Origin of the sequence: Actinoplanes oryzae (assembly GCF_030757795.1) — a bacterium.
Classification (GTDB): Bacteria; Actinomycetota; Actinomycetes; order Mycobacteriales; family Micromonosporaceae; genus Actinoplanes.
In genome coordinates, this window is record NZ_JAUQWH010000031.1 from 1 (window position 1) to 18,264 (window position 18,264).

18 protein-coding genes are annotated in these 18,264 nt (G+C 71.1%); 12 read left to right on the forward strand and 6 right to left on the reverse strand.

What is annotated here, in order from left to right:
* Positions 1–837: hypothetical protein (locus RBH18_RS13160; RefSeq protein ID WP_306207351.1), on the forward strand; the 837-nt coding region annotated here is incomplete at its 5' end.
* Here the strand turns inward: RBH18_RS13160 and RBH18_RS13165 are convergent.
* The gene (locus RBH18_RS13165) at positions 821–3,067 is read right to left on the reverse strand and encodes a putative bifunctional diguanylate cyclase/phosphodiesterase (protein WP_306207353.1); all 2,247 of its coding nucleotides are present in this window, start codon (positions 3,065–3,067) and stop codon (positions 821–823) included. The genes RBH18_RS13160 and RBH18_RS13165 overlap by 17 nt on opposite strands.
* A gap of 349 nt (positions 3,068–3,416) precedes the next feature.
* Here RBH18_RS13165 and RBH18_RS13170 point away from each other — a divergent pair, with 349 nt between their 5' ends.
* The 5 genes from RBH18_RS13170 (at position 3,417) to RBH18_RS13190 (ending at position 8,426) form a co-directional block, all read left to right on the forward strand.
* Positions 3,417–4,178 (forward strand): DeoR/GlpR family DNA-binding transcription regulator, encoded by a 762-nt coding sequence (locus RBH18_RS13170; protein ID WP_306207355.1) that lies wholly within the window; start codon positions 3,417–3,419, stop codon positions 4,176–4,178.
* Between the two features lie 101 nt (positions 4,179–4,279).
* Complete coding sequence (locus RBH18_RS13175) at positions 4,280–5,617, forward strand: ABC transporter substrate-binding protein (RefSeq protein WP_306207357.1); 1,338 nt, start codon at positions 4,280–4,282, stop codon at positions 5,615–5,617.
* 54 nt (positions 5,618–5,671) lie between these two features.
* Positions 5,672–6,601 (forward strand): carbohydrate ABC transporter permease, encoded by a 930-nt coding sequence (locus tag RBH18_RS13180; RefSeq protein WP_306207359.1) that lies wholly within the window; start codon positions 5,672–5,674, stop codon positions 6,599–6,601.
* On the forward strand, positions 6,598–7,440 hold the full coding sequence (locus RBH18_RS13185) for a carbohydrate ABC transporter permease (RefSeq protein ID WP_306207361.1): 843 nt from the start codon (positions 6,598–6,600) through the stop codon (positions 7,438–7,440). The genes RBH18_RS13180 and RBH18_RS13185 overlap by 4 nt, the downstream gene beginning before the upstream one ends.
* A gap of 8 nt (positions 7,441–7,448) precedes the next feature.
* Positions 7,449–8,426, forward strand: coding sequence for a zinc-dependent alcohol dehydrogenase family protein (locus RBH18_RS13190; protein ID WP_306207363.1), 978 nt, complete (start codon positions 7,449–7,451; stop codon positions 8,424–8,426).
* Positions 8,427–8,679: 253 nt separating this feature from the next.
* On the opposite strand, the gene RBH18_RS13195 is transcribed toward RBH18_RS13190, so the two are convergent.
* The 3 genes from RBH18_RS13195 to RBH18_RS13205 form a co-directional block, all read right to left on the reverse strand.
* The gene (locus RBH18_RS13195) at positions 8,680–8,949 is read right to left on the reverse strand and encodes a hypothetical protein (protein WP_306207365.1); all 270 of its coding nucleotides are present in this window, start codon (positions 8,947–8,949) and stop codon (positions 8,680–8,682) included.
* 19 nt (positions 8,950–8,968) lie between these two features.
* Positions 8,969–9,592 carry a Panacea domain-containing protein gene (locus RBH18_RS13200; RefSeq protein ID WP_306207367.1) on the reverse strand — a complete coding sequence of 208 codons (624 nt, stop codon included), beginning with the start codon at positions 9,590–9,592 and terminating at the stop codon, positions 8,969–8,971.
* Between the two features lie 69 nt (positions 9,593–9,661).
* Positions 9,662–10,084, reverse strand: a complete 423-nt coding sequence (locus RBH18_RS13205) for a MerR family transcriptional regulator (RefSeq protein WP_306207369.1) — start codon at positions 10,082–10,084, stop codon at positions 9,662–9,664.
* Between the two features lie 59 nt (positions 10,085–10,143).
* Between RBH18_RS13205 and RBH18_RS13210 the strand changes: the two genes are divergently transcribed.
* Positions 10,144–10,971 carry an SDR family oxidoreductase gene (locus tag RBH18_RS13210; RefSeq protein ID WP_306207371.1) on the forward strand — a complete coding sequence of 276 codons (828 nt, stop codon included), beginning with the start codon at positions 10,144–10,146 and terminating at the stop codon, positions 10,969–10,971.
* A gap of 63 nt (positions 10,972–11,034) precedes the next feature.
* Entirely contained in the window at positions 11,035–12,336 is a 1,302-nt protein-coding gene (locus tag RBH18_RS13215; protein ID WP_306207373.1) for a hypothetical protein, read from the forward strand.
* Here the strand turns inward: RBH18_RS13215 and RBH18_RS13220 are convergent.
* Together RBH18_RS13220 and RBH18_RS13225 are read right to left on the reverse strand one after the other, a co-directional pair.
* Positions 12,287–12,784: a hypothetical protein gene (locus RBH18_RS13220; protein WP_306207374.1), complete on the reverse strand. Its 498-nt coding sequence runs from the start codon at positions 12,782–12,784 to the stop codon at positions 12,287–12,289. The two genes, RBH18_RS13215 and RBH18_RS13220, sit on opposite strands and share 50 nt — an antisense overlap.
* Positions 12,785–12,855: 71 nt before the next feature.
* Positions 12,856–13,428, reverse strand: a complete 573-nt coding sequence (locus RBH18_RS13225; protein ID WP_306207376.1) for a TetR/AcrR family transcriptional regulator — start codon at positions 13,426–13,428, stop codon at positions 12,856–12,858.
* An 81-nt stretch (positions 13,429–13,509) separates the two neighbouring features.
* Between RBH18_RS13225 and RBH18_RS13230 the strand changes: the two genes are divergently transcribed.
* The 4 genes from RBH18_RS13230 to RBH18_RS13245 all read left to right on the forward strand — a co-directional run bounded on the left by RBH18_RS13230 (position 13,510) and on the right by RBH18_RS13245 (position 18,202).
* A complete protein-coding gene (locus tag RBH18_RS13230; RefSeq protein WP_306207378.1) occupies positions 13,510–14,712 on the forward strand; it encodes an MFS transporter in 1,203 nt (400 codons plus the stop codon).
* Between the two features lie 99 nt (positions 14,713–14,811).
* Complete coding sequence (locus RBH18_RS13235; protein WP_306207380.1) at positions 14,812–16,371, forward strand: alpha/beta hydrolase; 1,560 nt, start codon at positions 14,812–14,814, stop codon at positions 16,369–16,371.
* 257 nt (positions 16,372–16,628) lie between these two features.
* Positions 16,629–17,216 (forward strand): TMEM165/GDT1 family protein, encoded by a 588-nt coding sequence (locus RBH18_RS13240; protein ID WP_306207382.1) that lies wholly within the window; start codon positions 16,629–16,631, stop codon positions 17,214–17,216.
* Positions 17,217–17,236: 20 nt separating this feature from the next.
* Positions 17,237–18,202, forward strand: a complete 966-nt coding sequence (locus tag RBH18_RS13245; protein ID WP_306207384.1) for a cyclase family protein — start codon at positions 17,237–17,239, stop codon at positions 18,200–18,202.
* Positions 18,203–18,264 lie beyond the last annotated feature (62 nt).

Below are 18,264 nucleotides of genomic sequence, written 5' to 3' on the forward strand. Positions count from 1 at the left end.
ATCGCCGGGCGGACCGGCGGGAGCGGCGGGGCCGATCTTGATCTGGTGCTCTGGGCCGACGGCCGGCCGGGCGTGGTCGATCTGCCGGGCGAGAATCAGGTGCCGAACGCCGTCAGCGCGACCGGTGTGGTGGTCGGTTCCACCGTCTTCGGGTCGCTCGGCGGGCCGCAGCAGCTGCGGGCGTGGATCTATCGGGACGGCGCCGTGGCGATCCTGCCCGGCGGGGAGAGCTCCGAGGCGTTCGCGGTCAGCGACGACGGCACGGCGGTCGGCGCGGTCGACGGCCGTCCGGTGCTCTGGCGGCCGTCAGCGACCGGGCCGGCCCCTCTGGCCGGCGCCGGGGGGAAGGCCCTGGGCATCTCGGCGGACGGATCGACGGTCGTGGGGCAGGTGGGTGCCGGTGGGCTGATGAGGCCCTACGTCTGGTCGGGCGCCGGGGCGCCGCGGGAGCTGCCCCTGCCGACGATCGACGGCGAGCCGGCGGTGATGGCGAGCGCGCAATCGGTCACCGGGGACTGGGTCGCCGGGATGGCCACCTCGCGTGACGACGACAGTGGCGTGCCGGTGCGGTGGAACCTGCGTACGGGCGAGGTGGCGGCTTTTCCGGAGCACGACCTTGCCGGCGCCTCGAGCAGCATCGACGGCCGCATCACCGGGCAGGTCGGCAGGCGGGCGATGGTGCTCGGCGGCCCGGAGCCGCTGACGTTGAGCCCGCTCGACGGCAAGAGCGGGCTTCGTGACAGCGCCTCCGGGATCAGCCTCGACGGACAGGTCGTCGCCGGCAACGCGGGCAACGCGCCGGTCGTCTGGCGGTGCGGCGCTACGGGGCCGCGTTGAACAGCAGGTCCGCCGTCGCCTGCTCGGTGAGGGGCTCGGCGAAGAGGTAACCCTGGCCCATCTCGCAGTTGCCGCCGGTCAGCTCGGCCAGCTGCACCTTGTCCTCGATGCCCTCCGCCACCGTCGACAGCTGCAGGGCCTGGCCCAGCTGGATGATGCCGAGGGTGAGCGCGGCGGCGTTCGGGTGGTCGCCGACGTCGTCGACGAAGCTCTTGTCGATCTTGATGATGTCGATGGGGAAGCGGCGGAGGTACGCCAGCGACGAGTAGCCCGTGCCGAAGTCGTCGATCGCCAGGCGTACGCCCAGCTCCTTGATCTGCTCGAGGCGCTGCAGCGTCTGCTCGCGGTGGTCGATGAGGACCGACTCGGTCAGTTCGAGGACCAGGCTGGTGGCGGGCAGGCCGCTGTTGTTGAGGGCCGAGGCGACCACGGCCGGGAGGGTGGGCTGTTCGAGCTGGACCGCGGAGAGGTTGACGCTGAGGGTCAGCGGGGTCTCGCGGCGGGCGTTCCAGGCGGCGGCCTGGCGGCAGGCCTCGCGGAGGACCCATTCGCCGAGCGGGACGATCATCCCGGTCTCCTCGGCGAGCGGGATGAAGTCGAGCGGGGGGATCGTGCCGCGCTCGGGGTGCTGCCAGCGGACGAGCGCCTCGACGCCGGTGATCTCGTTGGTCTGCAGGTGCACGATGGGCTGGTAGCGCAGCTCGAACTCGTGGCGCACGATGGCGCGGCGCAGGTCGGACTCCATGCGCAGGGCGGCCTCGAAGGCCTCCTGGAGCTCCGGGGCGAAGACGGTGCAGCGGTCCTTGCCGTCCTTCTTGGCCTGGTACATCGCGAGGTCGGCCTGGACCATCAGGTCCTGCGGGCCGATCTTGTCGTCGCTGTGCGCGATGCCGACGCTGGCGCTGACGAAGACCTCCTTGCCGGCCAGGTCGAAGGGCTCGCGCAGGGCCTCGAGGATGCGCTTGGCGACGGGGACGGCCTCGTCGACGCTGCCGGCCTGGGCGAGCAGGACGGCGAATTCGTCACCGCCGAGGCGGGCCGCCGTGTCGCCCGTACGCAGGCAGCTCCCGATCCGCTCGGCCACCCCCTGCAGCAGCAGGTCGCCCGCGGCGTGCCCGAGCGAGTCGTTGACCAGCTTGAAGCGGTCGAGGTCGACGAAGAGGACGCCGACACCGCCGGCGGGCGCGGCGGCGAAGGCGCGCTCGAGCCGGGTGAGGAAGAGCGAGCGGCTGGCGAGCCCGGTGAGCGAGTCGTGGAAGGCCTGGTTCATCGCCTCCAGCGTCTGCGCGTCGGTGAGGGCCAGGCTCACGTGCTCGGCGAAGGCGTGCAGGATGTCCTGGGCCGGCTTGTCCCACTCGCGCGGGCCGGCGTAGGTGCCGACGGCCAGGCAGCCGACCACGTCGCCGTTCTCGTGCACCGGGACCGCCATGACCGCGCGCATGCCGGCGGCAGCCACCTCGGAGAGCGCGAGCGGCCAGTTCGCGTAGTCCTCGACCGAGACCAGCTCGTTGCCCAGGACGGCGAGCCCGGAGACGCCGCCCGACAGCAGCGGGATGCGGCGCGCCTTGCTGGAGAGTTCCGGGGACAGGCCGGTGCCGGAGACCAGGGCGCCGACCGTACGGTCCTCGACGTCGATCATGTTGAGGGCGGCCATCTCGACGCCGAGCAGGTCGGCGGCGCTGGCGGTGATGGCGTCGAGGACCTGCTGCAGCGGGGCGCGGCGGGCGATGAGCCGCTGGACCCGGGTGAGGTGGTCGAAGAAGCGCTGGCGCTCCTGCAGCGAGCCGGTGAGCCGGTCGTTCTCCTGGGCCTGGCGGCGCTCGGCGGCCATGACGTGCAGGGCCTGCAGGCTCAGCTCCAGCACCCGGGCCATGCCCCGGAGCAGGCAGACCTCCTCGTCGGAGAAGGCCGCGACGCCGAGCCGGCCGAGGACCAGGAAGCCCGCCGCCGGGCCGTTGACCGGCGCGTGCGTGACCGCGTACGTCGTCCCGCCCAGCAGGAGCGAGTCGCGGCGACCGGCGGCCACGTCGCTGACGCCGCCGAGCGGGACCTGCTCGGCGGGCAGCCCGACGGAGGCGACCACGCCGCCGTCGATCACCAGGACGGCGACATCCGCGGCGAGGGCGCGGGCGGCGCATTCCACCGCCGCGTACTGGGCCGCCGGTCCGTCGGGCCGGTCGGCCACCGCGGAGAGGAACTCCGTGAGCTGCTGGGTTGCGAGCATGGCCATGACCACGCTTGTCGGCTCCTCGCCCGCCGACTTGAGGCGAAGGGCCGTGACCGTTTTGGTCAAGGGGCCTGGGTCAAGGTCCCGTAACGATGCCGCTGAGCGGGGATCCGAGCGCCGGATCGGGCGCCGCCGGGCCCGACCCCACACCCTCGGGCACGCTTCGGGCGGTACGAACGGGCAAACGGGCAAGAGATACCTCCCGTTTCAAGGCGGTTACCGGCAGTATCGACCGTGTCACGACGCCCGGGAAACGGTCAGAGACAGGCTCAATCGGCTTAGATTGTGATGGGGGCCACACGTTTCCCCGGTGTTACAAATAGCGGACCAGGAGCGCGTGGGGAGGTGCGAGATGAATGCGGACGAGCGGCAACATCAGATAGTCGGCCTGGCCCGCCGGCAGGGTGAGGTGGACGTGGCCAAGCTCGCCGCCGAGCTCTCCGTCTCCGCCGAGACCATCCGGCGGGACCTGCGGCTGCTGGAGAAGCACGGCCTGCTCCGGCGTACGCACGGCGGGGCCTACCCGGTCGAGACCGCCAAGTTCGAGACCGACCTCGCGATGCGCACCATGCGCGGGGTCCCGGAGAAGAGGCGCATCGCCGCCGCGGCCGTCGGCCTGATCGGCGACGCGGAGACGATCTTCGTCGACGAGGGCTTCACGCCGCAGCTGATCGCCGAGGCGCTGCCCACCGACCGCCCGCTGACCGTGGTGACCGCGTCGCTGAACACCGCGGCCTGGCTGTCCACCAACACCCCGGCGACCGTGCTGCTGCTCGGCGGCCGGGTCCGGGGCCGCACGCTCGCCACGGTCGACCACTGGGCCAGCGGCATGCTGTCCGGCTTCGTGCTCGACCTCGCCTTCGTCGGCGCCAACGGCATCTCCCGGGAAGTGGGTCTGACCACCCCCGACCCGGCCGTCGCGGACGTCAAGTCGCAGGCCGTACGCGCGGCCCGCCGGCGGATCTTCGTCGGCATGCACACCAAGTTCGGCGTCCGGACCTTCTGCCGGTTCGCCGAGATCTCCGATTTCGAGTCCCTGGTCACGGACACCGGGCTGCCGGCGTCCGAGGCGCACCGCTATTCCCGGCTCGGCCCCCAGGTGATCCGAGTCTGACCCCCCATAACGCTGAGCCGGCCCCGTGGGGACGACCGGCGCGGTCCCGCATGTCTTCAAACGGAGGATCTGCAGTGCACAAATCACGACGAAAGCTCTCGATGCTCCTCGCGGGGGCGACCGCGGGCGCGCTGGTGCTCTCGGGCTGTTCCGGCGCGGGCTCCACGGCCGGCGGCGGCTCGGGCGACGACAACACGATCACCGCGCTGATGGTCGGCAACCCGCAGATGGAGGACATCCAGAAGCTGACCGCCGACAACTTCACCAAGCAGACCGGCATCACGGTCAAGTTCACGATCCTCCCGGAGAATGAGCTGCGCGACAAGGTCACGCAGGACGTCGCCAACCAGGGCGGCCAGTACGACGTGGCGACCGTCGGCGCGTACGAGACGGGCATCTGGGCGAAGAACGGCTGGCTGCACGAGCTGTCGACGCAGGCGGCCGCGGACACCGCCTACGACCAGGCCGACCTGCTCAAGCCGATGGTGCAGTCGCTGACCGGCGACGACGGCAAGATGTACGCGGCGCCGTTCTACGGCGAGTCGTCGTTCCTCATGTACAACAAGGAGATGTTCCAGGCGGCGGGCCTGACCATGCCCGAGAAGCCGACCTGGGCGCAGGTGGCCGAGTTCGCCAAGAAGCTCGACGACAAGCAGAAGGGCGTCGCCGGCATCTGCCTGCGCGGCCTGCCCGGCTGGGGCGAGCTGTTCGCGCCGCTGACCACGGTCGTCAACACGTACGGCGGCACCTGGTTCGAGAAGGACTGGACCCCGAAGGTCAACGCGCCGGAGTTCAAGGAAGCCACCAACTTCTACGTCAACCTCGTCAAGCAGTACGGCGAGTCGGGCGCCCCGCAGGCCGGCTTCACCGAGTGCGCCAACACGTTCGGCCAGGGCAAGGCGGCCATGTGGTACGACGCCACGTCCGCCGCGGGCACGCTGGAGGACCCGAAGGCGTCCAAGGTCGCGGGCAAGGTCGGCTACGCGTACGCGCCGGTGAACAAGACCGAGTACTCCGGCTGGCTGTGGACCTGGGCGTGGGCCATGCCCAAGACGACCAAGAAGGCCGACGCCGCCTGGAAGTTCATCTCCTGGGCCACCAGCAAGGAGTACGAGCAGATCGTCGGCAAGAACCTCGGCTGGTCGCGCATCCCGTCCGGCAAGCGCACCTCCACCTACTCGATCCCCGAGTACAAGGAGTCCGCGAAGGCCTTCGCCGACGTGACCCTGGGCTCGATCGAGAACGCCAACCCGCAGAACCCCGGCCTGCAGCCCCGGCCGGCGCTGGGCGTGCAGTTCGTGACCATCCCCGAGTTCGCCGACCTCGGCACCAAGGTGTCGCAGGAGGTCAGCGCGGCCATCGCCGGCAGCGGCACGGTCGACAAGGCGCTCGACGACGGTCAGAAGCTCGCCGAAGACGTGGCGAAGAACTACAAGTAGCGCTCCCGGGGGCGCCGCACGCGCGGCGCCCCCGTCCCAATGGGAAGGCCGACCATGACCGATGTCATCACCCGCGCCGATCCGAAGCCGGATCTGCCCGTGGCGCCGAAGAGGGGCAGCTCCAAGGAGCGGTGGATCCGCCGGGCCCCGCTGCTGCCGGGTCTCATCTTCGCCCTGATCGTCACCCAGGTGCCGTTCCTGTTCACGCTGGTGCTGTCCACGCTGGACTGGAACGCGCTGCGCCCGGGCGACCGCTCCTTCGTGGGCATCGACAACTACATCACCGTGCTGAGCGACTCGCGGCTGCGCTCCGCGCTGGTCAACACGGTGCTGCTCACCGCGGGCGCGGTCATCTTCTCGATGATCCTGGGCCTGCTGCTCGCGATCCTGCTGGACCGCAAGTTCTTCGGCCGGTCGGTCGTCCGTACCCTGCTGATCACGCCCTTCCTGGTGATGCCGATCGCGGCCGCCCTGGTGTGGAAGCACGCGCTCTACAACCCGGCCTACGGCCTGATCAACGGCATCTTCGGCGGCTCCACCGACTGGGTGTCGTCCTACCCGAAGGCCGCGGTCATCGCCACCCTGGTCTGGCAGTGGACGCCGTTCATGATGCTGATCCTGCTCGCGGGCCTGCAGTCGCAGAGCGAGGAGGTGCTGGAGGCGGCCCGGGTCGACGGCGCCAACGCCTGGCAGATCTTCACCCGGATGACCATCCCGCACCTGCGGCAGTATCTGGAGCTGGGCGCGCTGCTCGGCTCGATCTACCTGGTCAACACGTTCGACGCCATCTTCAGCATCACCCAGGGCGGCCCGGGCCAGGCGACCACCAACCTGCCGTACGAGATCTACCTGACCACGTTCCGCAAGTTCGAGTACGGCGAGGCCTCGGCCGCCGGCGTCATCGTGGTGATCCTGACGATCATCGTGGCGACGTTCGCGCTGCGCGTCATCTCGAGCCTGTTCCGCATGGAGGAGAGCCGATGACGACGCTTGCCGCGCCGGCCCGTCGTAAGCGCAAGATCACCGACTCGGTCTGGGGCATCGTCGCCTGGATCGCCGGGATCGTCTTCGTCTTCCCGGTCATCTGGATGGTGCTCACCAGCTTCAAGCAGGAGCAGGACGCCGCCAGCAACCCGCCGTCGTGGGTCTTCACGCCCACCCTCGACCAGTACATGACCGTCTTCGACCGGAACATCACGCCGTTCCTGCTGAACTCGCTGATGGCCAGCGTCTTCTCCACGCTGCTGGTCGTGCTGCTGGCCACCCCGGCGGCGTACGCGCTGTCGCTGCGCCCGGTCGAGAAGTGGACCGACGTCCTCTTCTTCTTCATCAGCACCAAGATGATGCCCGCGGTCGCCGCGCTGCTCCCGGTCTACCTGCTCACCAAGAACCTGGGCATGCTGGACAACATCTGGACGATGGTCATCCTCTACACGTCGATGAACCTGCCGCTCGCGGTCTGGATGATGCGCTCGTTCCTGCTGGAGGTCCCGCGCGAGGTGCTGGAGGCGGGCGAGGTCGACGGCGCCGGCCTGCTCACCTCGATCCGCAAGATCATCCTGCCGATCGTGTCGCCCGGCCTCGCCGCCACGGCGCTGATCTGCTTCATCTTCGCCTGGAACGAGTTCTTCCTGGCCGTGAACCTGACCGCCACGAACGCGGGCACCGCCCCGATCTTCCTGGTCGGCTTCATCTCCTCCGAGGGCCTCTTCCTCGCCCGGCTCTGCGCGGCTGCCACGCTGGTCTCGCTGCCGGTGCTCATCGCCGGCTGGCTCGCCCAGAACAAGCTCGTCCGAGGCCTCTCCATGGGCGCGGTGAAGTGAAAGCCGCCGTGGTCGTCACCCCCGGCACGCTCTCGATCGAGAGCGTGCCGGACCCGGCACCCGGCCCCACGGACGTCGTCGTCAAGCCGGCCGCGGTCGGCATCTGCGGCACCGACCTGCACATCATGGACGGCGAGTTCGCCCCCGCCTTCCCGATCGTCCCGGGCCACGAGTTCGCCGGCGAGATCGTCGAGATCGGCTCGGCCGTCACCGGCTACCGCGTCGGCGACCGGGTGGCGGTCGACCCGTCGCTCTACTGCGGCTACTGCTACCAGTGCAAGCGAGCCCGCGGCAACCAGTGCGAGAATTGGGGAGCGATCGGCGTCACTCGCCCGGGTGCCGCAGCCTCCTTCGTCGCCGCCCCGATGGCCAACCTCTTCGCCCTCCCGCCGCACCTGGACCCCCGCGACGCCGCCCTCATCGAGCCGCTGTCCTGCGCGGTCCGCGGCTTCGACGTCCTCCCGCGCCGCGTGGCCGACACCTACCTCATCTACGGCTCCGGCACGATGGGCCTGATGATGCTGGAACTGGCCAAAAGCGCCGGCGCCGCCGCGGTCGCCGTCGTCGACCTCAACGAAGCACGGTTGGAAACAGCGCGGCACCTCAGCTGCACGGCCGCGGTCACGAACGCCGACGAGCTGGACGCCCCGCGCGGCTTCGACGTGGTCATCGACTGCACCGGCGTCCCGGCCGCCATCCGCGACGGCCTGTCCCGCGTCGCCCGCGGCGGCACGTTCCTCCAGTTCGGCGTGGCCGCCTACGACGCCCGCGTCGAGATCGAACCGTACGAGGTCTACCGCCGCGAAATCACCATCACCGGCTCGATGGCCGTCCTCCACAGCTTCGACCGAGCCGGCGCCCTGCTGGCCGCCGGCCTCCTCGACCCGGCCGTCTTCATCAGCCACCGCCGCCCCCTCGACGACTACGCCGCCGCCCTGGCCGACTTCCGCGCCGGCGTCGGCCGCAAGACCGTCATCGAGCCCTGACCGGTCGCGGTAGAGTGGCGCGCAGGGAGCTCAGGCTCCCGAACCAGCCTTGGGCCCCGCCGCGCGCGGGGCCTTCGTGCATCCGGATACCGGCACGGGTGGTGGCTGGAACCGTGCCCATAATGTTGGCTTGCTCGGCTCGCGGTGGGCGTCTCGATGTGGCGACTCAGGGGGTTATGAGGCCGCGGGCCGGACCGGATCGCGCGGCGTCGGATGGGTGAAGCGCTGGGTGTTCACGAGCCGCATTACCCCTTCACGCCGGCCAGCTCAGGGTGCCGAAGCCCCGGCAGATCACCTCGTGACTCTGCTCGTAGATTTCGAACGAGCACCCGACGACGGCACCGTCGTGGTACGAGTCGGGGATGGGCAGGTACCACAAATTGGGAAAGCCTGGCTCGCGGCGGGCATTCAGGTAGGGGTCTTCTGACCGCGACATGATCCAGGTGGTGACGAGAAGGCGAAGATCATCTGGCGGCTTCTCGGCGGCGACCCAGATGTCGAGGTGGTACAGGAAATTCTTCAAGGTCCACGCTGACGGTCGTTCAGGCATCAGGCAGGAGCCTCGCCCGGATGTCGTCAAGCGAATCGACGGACTGCTCAGGGTGCTCTCCGGCCGTCACTTCTTGCAGCCATCGACGGACCTCGGCCGTGTCCAACTGCGCATCGTCTCCGTCGTCCTCGCCCGGGGCGCCGCTCGTCAGGAAATAGAACTTGATCCAGTCGGGCTCGATGCGGGCGCTCTCCCGGGGGCGCCGATCGCGATCGGCCAGCTTCCACGGCGCCTCGCTATGGGTCAGGTTCTCGAGGTCCTGGCCGGTCAGGGCGCCGTACCTGCTGAGCACGTAGCCGATGGTGTTCAGCTCTGCTTCTCCGAGGGTGGCGGTGCCGGGGGAAATCCCGGCCTCCTTCTCCTGCTTCCACAGTGCTCCGACGACGGGACCCATGTCCCAGGCCGAGATCGTCTCGGTGAAAAGAGGCTCGTCGAAGGTGGCGAGGTGATGCCCCTGGCAGTAGTAGAGCAGCTTGTGCAGCTTCTTGACCGGCAGGCCAGGCAGCCGGTCGCGAAGGACGGCGGCGACATCTCGTGCTGACGCGGTCATCCGGTCATGATACGGCTGCTCATAGGCATGCAGAGTCCTCGGCTGCCCCGATCTGAGATCGAACATGCGTTCGATAATAGGTTGTCGGGCGACAAGATGCACATCAGCGAGGCGGCTCGGCCGGGCTGCCGAGAGTCAGTCGCATTCGGGGCCGTTGCGCCAGAGGGTGTCGGCGGTGCCGGCGGCCATGCGCCGGGCGTAGAAGTCGACCTTGTGGTCGATGACGTCGAGGGCCGATTGCAACTCGGCGACCTGCTCGCGCACCCGCTCCTGGTGCCCGCGCAGCAGATCGTAGCGCTCCTGGACGGTGTGCGGGCCCTCCCGGAACAGCGCGGCGTAGTGCCGGATGTCGGGCAGCGGCATGCCGGAGGAGCGGAGTTTCGTGCAGACGCGGAGCCACTCGACGTCCTGCTCGGTGAAGAGACGCCGGCCCGCGGAGTCGCGCTCGACCGGGTCGACCAGGAGTTGCTCCTGTTCGTAGAAGCGCAGCGTGTGGGTGGTCAGCCCGGTGCGGTCGCTGACTTCTCCGATGCTGAGCCGCGGCGTGGTCGTGGTCATGGGAACCAAGCGTACGAGCCTTGACTTCGAGTCGGCTCGAGCTCTTAGCGTCGGGCGACATGACGAAGAGCTGGTTCATCACGGGAACGTCGTCCGGGTTCGGGCGCATCATGACCGAGCGGCTGCTGGAGCGGGGTGACCGGGTCGCGGCGACGCTGCGGCGGCCCGAGGCGCTCGACGACCTGCGGGACAAGTACGGCGACCGGCTGTGGATCGCGCAGCTGGACGTGACGGAGGCGCCGGCGGTGCACCGGGTCGTGGGTGAGGCGTTCGCGGCACTCGGCACGATCGACGTGGTGGTCAACAATGCCGGCTACGGGGTGTTCGCCTCGGTCGAGGAGGCCTCGGACGAGCAGATCCGGCAGGTGGTCGAGACCAATCTGCTCGGGTCGATCTGGGTGATCCGGGCGGCTCTGCCGCATCTGCGGGCCCAGCGGGGCGGCCGCATCCTGCAGGTGTCGACGGCCGGCGGACAGGCGACCTATCCGAACTTCGGCTACTACCACGCGTCGAAGTGGGGCATCGAGGGCTTCTGCGAGACCGTCGCGCAAGAGATCGCGCCGTTCGGGATCGGGCTGACCATTGTCGAGCCCGGGGCGACGGCGACCGGGTTCGGGCCGGGGCTGGTCCGGGCGCCGATCATGCCGGAGTACGACGCCACGCCCGCCGGTGACACCCGGCGGGCGCTGGCCGACGGCTCGTTCCCGCTGGTCAACGATCCGGAGAAGATCGCGGCCGCGATGATCGCGTCGGCGGACGGGGCCGAGGCGCCGCTGCGGCTGCCGCTGGGTGCGGACACGTACCGGGATGTCCGGGCCGCGCTGGTCGCCCGGCTGGAGAACCACGACGCCCACCGCGACGCGGCGCTGTCCGTGCCAAAGTTTTAACCATAGGTGGTCAATCGATCACGAGCGGTTGCCTAGGGCGGCGGCGCGGGTCTCAATGGAGCGATGTCCGCGTCGATCAAAGTGACCGCAGTCGCCGTTGCCGTCGCGAGCTCCCGGGCGACGGCGGGAGAGACCGTCATCGTCGCCGGGGCCGGGCTGTTCCTGCTGGTCTTCGCCTCCGCGTACGCCGGTGCGGCGCGCCGGATGCCCGATGCCGCCGGCCTCTACGCGCCCATCGCGCAGGGGCTGGGCCGTCCGGCGGGACTGGGGGCGGCGTGGCTCGCGCTCGCCGCCTACCACTCCGTCCAGGCCGGCCTGTACGGCATGACGGGCGCCGCGGCGGCCCCGCTGCTCGACGCGCCGTGGTGGGCGGTGGCGGGCGCCTGCTGGCTGCTGGTCACGATCTGCGGTCAGCTGCCCGTACGCGTCGCCGTGGGCTTGATCGTCCTGGCGGTCCTGGGCCAGATCGTCGTCACGGCGCTCCGGGCCACGATGGACGTCGGCGGCGTCGACTGGACGGTGAACCGGTCGGCGCTCGGGGCGCTGCTGCTCGCCGGGGTCCTCGCCTTCGTGGGCTTCGAGACGGCGGCGGCGTTCGGAAGGACGGGGACGGGCGGGATCCTGCTCCTGACCGTGATCTTCGGCGCCTTGAGCCTGGGCACCGGGCCGCTGCCCGCGTGGGCGGCGACCCCGGCCGCCTGGGTGACCGTGGCCGGGCTGGCCGCCGGCGCGCTCGCCCTGCAGCTGACCGTCGTCCGTTACCTGGCGGCGCTGGGCCGCGAGCACGTCTTCCCGGCCGGCCTGACGCGTCCCCGGGTCGCCGCGCTGACGCAGAGCGTGGCGGCGGGCCTGATCCTCGGCGCGTTCGTCGCCCTCCGGATCGACCCGGCGGGCGGCTGGGCGGCGCGCCTCGGGCTCGCCGGCGCCCTCGGAGTGCTGCTCCTGCTGCTGGGAACGGCCCTCGCCGCCCTGTTCCTCCTCAACCGCCGCCCGGCCGGCGACGGGCTGTGGCACCGGCTGGTCGCGCCCGTCGTCGCGGTCGTCGGGCTCGGGACGCTGGTGTGGCTCGCGGCCGTGCACCACGGCTACCTGCTCGCGGCCGCCTCGGCCCCGATCCTCGTCGGGCTCGCGCACGCCCTCGCGCTGCGGCTCACGCAGCCCGTCGTCTACGCCGGCGTGGGGCTGGGCGGCCGCGTGATCGTGGTGGCGCCCGACCCGGCCCCGCTGGAGGCGGCGCGGCCGAGGGCGGCGATCGGGCCGGGCGCGCACCGGCCGGAACGGGTCCGGCGCCGTGAGCGGGGAACGCCGGCCCGCTTCAGCGAGCGGGCGACGGTGGTTCGCCGAAGAACTCCTGGATCTGGCTGAGCGCACCCTCGTCCGGCAGCGGGCGGCAGGTCACCTCGAGCTCGGCTGCCGGCTCCGGCGGCTCGGACAGCGGCGGCACGGGCGGCAGCGGGCCCAGGCCGAGCACCTGCCGGATCACCTCGAACATGCCGGTCACCTCACGGGCCGCGAGGGGGAGCAGATCGGCGGACTCGGGGGCCGCGCAGGTGAAGTTGGCGCGGATGGCGCCGGGGACCGTACGGATGTCGGCACTGGGCCGCAGCAGGTCCGGGTGGCCCTCCGCGACGATCCCCAGCTCGCAGCGGGGCACGCCGGAAGCCCGCCACCAGCGCTGCCATCCGGGGTCGTCGTCCAGGGTCACCGCCACGTGCTGCAACGCCACCATGTACGCGTGCGGGGGGCGGCCCTCGACCGCCGTCGTCCCGAGGTGGGGCTGCAGCCAGCGGGATTGTCGGCCGAGCAGATCCATCACCGCATGGTGACATCCCGGGCATTCGCGGCAGTTTTGCCACGGCGGGCGCGATCGGGTGGTCGCGAGGGTTACGGCAGGAGCGTCGCGGCGATCGCCCGGGCGGTCAGCACCGGGCCCGGCCCCTGCTCCATGCGGGTGCCGTAGAGCGCGCCGTTGTAGAGCACGACCAGCTGGGCGGCCAGCGTCTCGGGATCGGCGGCGCCGGCGTCGCGGGCCAGCCGGGTGAAGAGCTCGCGGGTCCAGCGCCGGCCGACCGCCACGGCCTCGGCCGGCTCGCCGTCGCGGGCGCCCTCGGCCACCGCGTTGTAGAACGCACAGCCGCGGAACTCGGGCCCGGCGGCCTGCTCGGCCAGCAGGTCGAAGACGCCCAGCACCTTGTCGCGGGGGGTGGCGAAGCGTTCCAGGCCGGTGGTGATGCGGCGGCGGCGCTTGGCGTCGTAGTCCTCTATGTAGGCCTTGATCAGGCCTTCCTTGTTGCCGAAGCAGCTGTAGAGCGACGCCTTGGCCACTCCGGCGTGCTCGATGACGCGATCGATGCCGACCGTGTGCACGCCCTCGGCGTAGAAGAGCTCGCCGGCGGAGGCGAGCAGGCGGTCCCGGGCGGTCGGCTTGCGCCCGGTGACGGGTGATGCAGCGGACATGTGGTTGACGGTACCAGACAGACCTGTCTACTGTCGGGTCCGCTAGACAGATCTGTCTGTTCGTGAGATCGGGGAGCAAAGATGACCACCACCCTCGCCGTACGCCAGAGATCGCGGCTGTCGCATCCGGTGGCGTTCGTGGCCATCGCCGTCATCTTCCTGACGTTCACCGCGGCCAGCAGTGCGCCGTCCCCGCTCTACGTCGTCTACCAGGAGCTCTGGGGCTTCTCCGCGGTCACGCTCACCGTGATCTTCGCCGTCTACGTGGTCGGCCTGATCGCCTCGCTGCTCGTGCTGGGCGCCCTCTCCGACCACGTCGGCCGGCGCCCGGTCCTGGCCGCGGCCGTCGTGCTCGAGGTCGCCGCCCTGATCGTCTTCGTGACGGCGGGCAACGTGACCATGCTGCTGGTCGCCCGGTTCGTGCAGGGCGTCGCGACCGGCATGGCCTTCACCACGCTCGGCGCCGCGCTGGTCGACCTCAACCCGCCGCACGCCCCCGGCCGGGCCGGGCTGCTCAACAGCCTGGTGCCCCCGATCGGCCTGTCCATCGGCTCGCTCGGCGCCGGCGCGCTCGTGCAGTACGCCCCCGGCCCGACCCACCTGGTCTGGGCCATCCTGCTCGCGGCCATGGTCGTCGCCGCGGCCATCGTGCTGCTCATGCCGGAGACCTCGGCCCGGCGCCCCGGTGGCGTCGCGTCGCTGCTGCCCAAGCTCGGCGTGCCGCAGCGGCTGCGGGTGGACTTCTTCGCGATCGTCCCGATCATCCTGGCCAGCTGGGCGCTCGCCGGGCTCTACATGTCGCTCGGGCCGTCCATCGCCGTCGGCGTCTTCGGCCTGCACAGCCACCTGATCGGCGGGCTCGTCGTGGCGCTGCTCTGCGGCACCGGCGCGGTGACCGCCTTCAGCCTGCGGACCTTCCCGACCCCGCGCAACCTGATGATCGCCGGCGTCATGCTGACCGTCGGCACCGCGGTCACCCTGGTCGGCATGGAGCTCGAGTCGGTCGTCGTGGCGGCCGTGGGCACGGTGCTCGCGGGCATCGGCTTCGGTGCCTCGTCGCTCGCCTCCTTCGGCACGCTGGCGCTGCTGGCCGCCCCGGACGAGCGCGGCGAGCTCTTCGCGGTGGCGCTGACCATCTCGTACGTGGCCTTCAGCATCCCGGCCGTGATCGCCGGCCTGGCCGCCAACACCTTCGATCTGCGCGCCACGGGCCTGGTCTACGGCCTGGTGGTGGTCGCCCTGGGCGGCATCGCCGTGATCCTCCAGAAGGCCCGCAAGGCGTAGGCGGATCGGCTCTTTCGCGGGAGCGCCCCGGCGTGGACGGCAGCACCCAGGCCGCCCACGCCGCACCATATGGGGCGAAAACCTGACGAAGGGCTGCTGATGAGAAGAATCCTCGCGACGGGCGTGCTGCTCGGGCTGGTCATGTCGGGCGGGAGCGTGGCGGTCGCCGCCCCGGCTGCGAAACCGGCGATCAAGTGGGGTGCCTGCAGCCAGCCCGCGCTCAAGGCCAGGGCGGAGTGCGGCTTCCTCAGCGTCCCGCTCGACCACGCCCGCCCGAAGGGTCCGAAGATCCAGCTCGCCGTGTCGCGCGTCAAGCACACCGTGCCCGAGGCGCAGTACCAGGGCGTCATGCTGGTCAACCCCGGCGGCCCCGGCGGCTCCGGGCTCGCCATGTCGCCGCTCGGCGGCCAGGTGCCGCGGGCGGCCGGGGCGGCGTACGACTGGATCGGCTTCGACCCCCGCGGCGTCGGCGCCAGCCGGCCCGCCCTCAGCTGCGACCCGTCCTATCAGCGCTACGGCCGGCCGCAGTACGTGCCGGCGAGCGCCGCGATCGAGAAGGACTGGCGCAAGCGGGCCGCGAAGTACGCCGCCGCCTGCGACCGCGCCGGGGGAGCGCTGCTCGATCACCTCAAGACCACCGACACGGTCCGGGACATGGATCTGCTCCGCGCCGCGCTCGGGGCCGAGAAGATCAACTTCTACGGCTACTCGTACGGCACCTATCTCGGCCAGGTCTACGCCACGCTCTTCCCGCAGCGGGTCCGCCGCATGGTGCTCGACGGCGTCGTGAACCCGGGGCGCGTCTGGTACGACGCCAACCTCGATCAGGACCTCGCCTTCGACCGCAACATGAAGCGCTACTTCGCGTGGATCGCCAAGCACGACGCGGTCTACCACCTCGGCCGTACGGGTGCCGCGGTCGAGAAGCTCTTCTACGCCCAGCAGGCGCAGCTGACCCGCAAGCCCGCCGCCGGCGCCTTCGGCGGCAACGAGCTGACCGACGTCTTCCTCCAGGCCGGCTACTACGTGTTCGGCTGGGACACCGTGGCGACGGCGTTCTCGGCGTTCGTGCGCGACCGGGACCCCGCCGGGCTGCGCAAGCTGTTCGAGGAGGCCAACCCGGGCACGGCGGGATCCGACAACGGGTACGCCGTCTACCTCGCCACCCAGTGCACCGACGTCCAGTGGCCGCTGTCGTGGTCCAAGTGGCGGGCCGACAACTGGCGCGTGCACGCCCGGGCGCCCTTCGAGACGTGGGGCAACGCCTGGTTCAACGCGCCGTGCCTGACGTGGGGCGCGAAGGCGGGCCGGCCCGTGGCGGTCGACGGGCGCAAGGCGCCGCCGATCCTGCTGGTCAGCGAGACTTTTGACGCGGCGACTCCGTACTCGGGGGCGCTGGCGGTCCGGCGCCTCTTCCCGCGCTCGGCCCTCGTCGAGGGCGTCGGCGGCACGACCCACTCCGGCTCGCTCTTCGGCGGGGCGTGCGTCGACGGCACGGTCGCCGCCTATCTGGCCACCGGCGAGCTCCCGCGCCGCGTGAAGGCGGACATGTCCGACCGGAAGTGCGCGCCCGTCCCGCAGCCCGCGCCGGTCAAGGCCGGCGTCCCGAAGCGGGAGTCGGCCGACCTGCGCGACCTGCTCCGGAGCCACATCCGCTGATTGTCGGCATGCTCACAGGCCCAGGCCGGTCCGCGCCGGCCTGGGAGCCTGTAGGATTCGCAGCGCGAAGGGGAGTAGCTCCCAACGTCGCGGTCGACATACTGACGCGCCTGTCCGGGCGTCCGGCCGCACGGCCTCGGTCCGCCGGGGCGAGCGAGACCTTCGGCTTGGCACACGTCTTCGTTCACGTGGCCGGGTCGAGGTCGCCCCGCGTCTCACGATCCCGGTCGCCCCCGAGCACCGGGAGTTTCTGTTTCATGGACGGCTTTCTCGTCGCCCTCGGCGTCAGCTTCGCCGTGATCTTCGTCGCCGAGCTCGGCGACAAGTCACAGCTCATGGCGCTGACCTTCGCCACCCGCTTCAAGACCGTGCCGGTGCTGATCGGCATCACGGTCGCCACGGCCGTCGTACACCTGGTGTCCGTGGGCGTGGGTTACGGCCTCGGCGTCGCCCTGCCCACCGGCTGGATCTCGCTGATCGCGGCCGTCGCCTTCCTCGCCTTCGGCGCCTGGACCCTGCGCGGCGACAAGCTGACCGACGAGGAGAAGACCAAGGCCGAGCGCAGCACCGGCTCGGCGATCCTGGCCGTGGGCGGCGCCTTCTTCCTGGCCGAACTGGGCGACAAGACCATGCTTGCCACGATCACGCTGGCCACCCAGTACGGCTGGTTCGGCACCTGGCTGGGCTCCACGATCGGCATGGTGGCCGCCGACGCGCTCGCCATCCTCGTGGGCCGGCTGCTCGGGCGCCACCTGCCCGAGAAGGCCATCCGGTACGGCGCCGCGGCGCTCTTCGTGATCTTCGGCGTCTGGCTCCTCGTCGAAGCCCTCATCGAGCTCACGTGATCAGGCCCTAAGGTGCTCCCATGACCCTGCAGTACCGCGCCGTGTTCGACGCCGTCGTGACCTTCAGCAACGGCGGCAGCCTCCAGACCCAGGGCTTCCGGGTCGACGTGCCGCACGCCGACGTGACCGAGCACGAGATTGCGACGATCTTCGTGACGGCCTGCCGGCTCCTCATGGTGGGCGGCGTCGAGCTGTCGAACGTGCGGGTCTTCGCCGAGCCGCACCTGGGCACCCCGGGCGGGCCGTGGGATGTGCGGGACCGGCGGCGCTGGGTCGAGCTGAGCCACGTGATCAGCGCGGGGATGACGACGTATCCGGGGCTGCCCGCCCCGGTCGTCACCCCGCACCTGACCCGGGAGGACTCCCGGGCGAGCTATGCCGAGGGCACCGAGTTCGGGATGGACGTCATCACGATGATCGGCAACACCGGCACCTACCTCGACAGCCCCTTCCACCGGTACGCGGACGGCACCGACCTGGCCGGGATCCCGCTCGAGCGGCTGGCGGACCTGCCGGCGGTCGTCGTGCGCCACGTGGGCGGCGGCCGACGGGCCGTGGATGCGCCCGACCTGGAGAATCTGCAGGTCGCGGGGCATGCGGTGCTGCTGCACACCGGCGGGGACAGGCACTGGGCCACCCCGGCGTACGCGGAGGACGCCCCCTTCCTCACGGAGGCCGGCGCGCGCCTGCTGGTGGACCGGGGCGCCGCGCTCGTCGGCATCGACTCGGTCAACATCGACGACACCTCGCCGGCCTCGGGCGGCGCACGGCCGGCCCACACGCTGCTGCTGGCCGCCGGCATCCCGATCGTCGAGCACCTGACCGGCCTGGCGGACCTGCCGCCGACCGGTGCCCGGTTCACGGCGGCGCCGCCCCGGGTCGCGGCGTTCGGCACGTTCCCCGTCCGGGCCTACGCCTCGGTGCCCGACCCGGAGCCGCACGACCACACCCGGTCCGGCGGCCGGCAACCCGCCCCGGCCGAGTGATCATCAGCGTGAACTCCTCGGATTTCGGCCCGGCCCGCCGAAGATGACCTGGTGACCTTCAT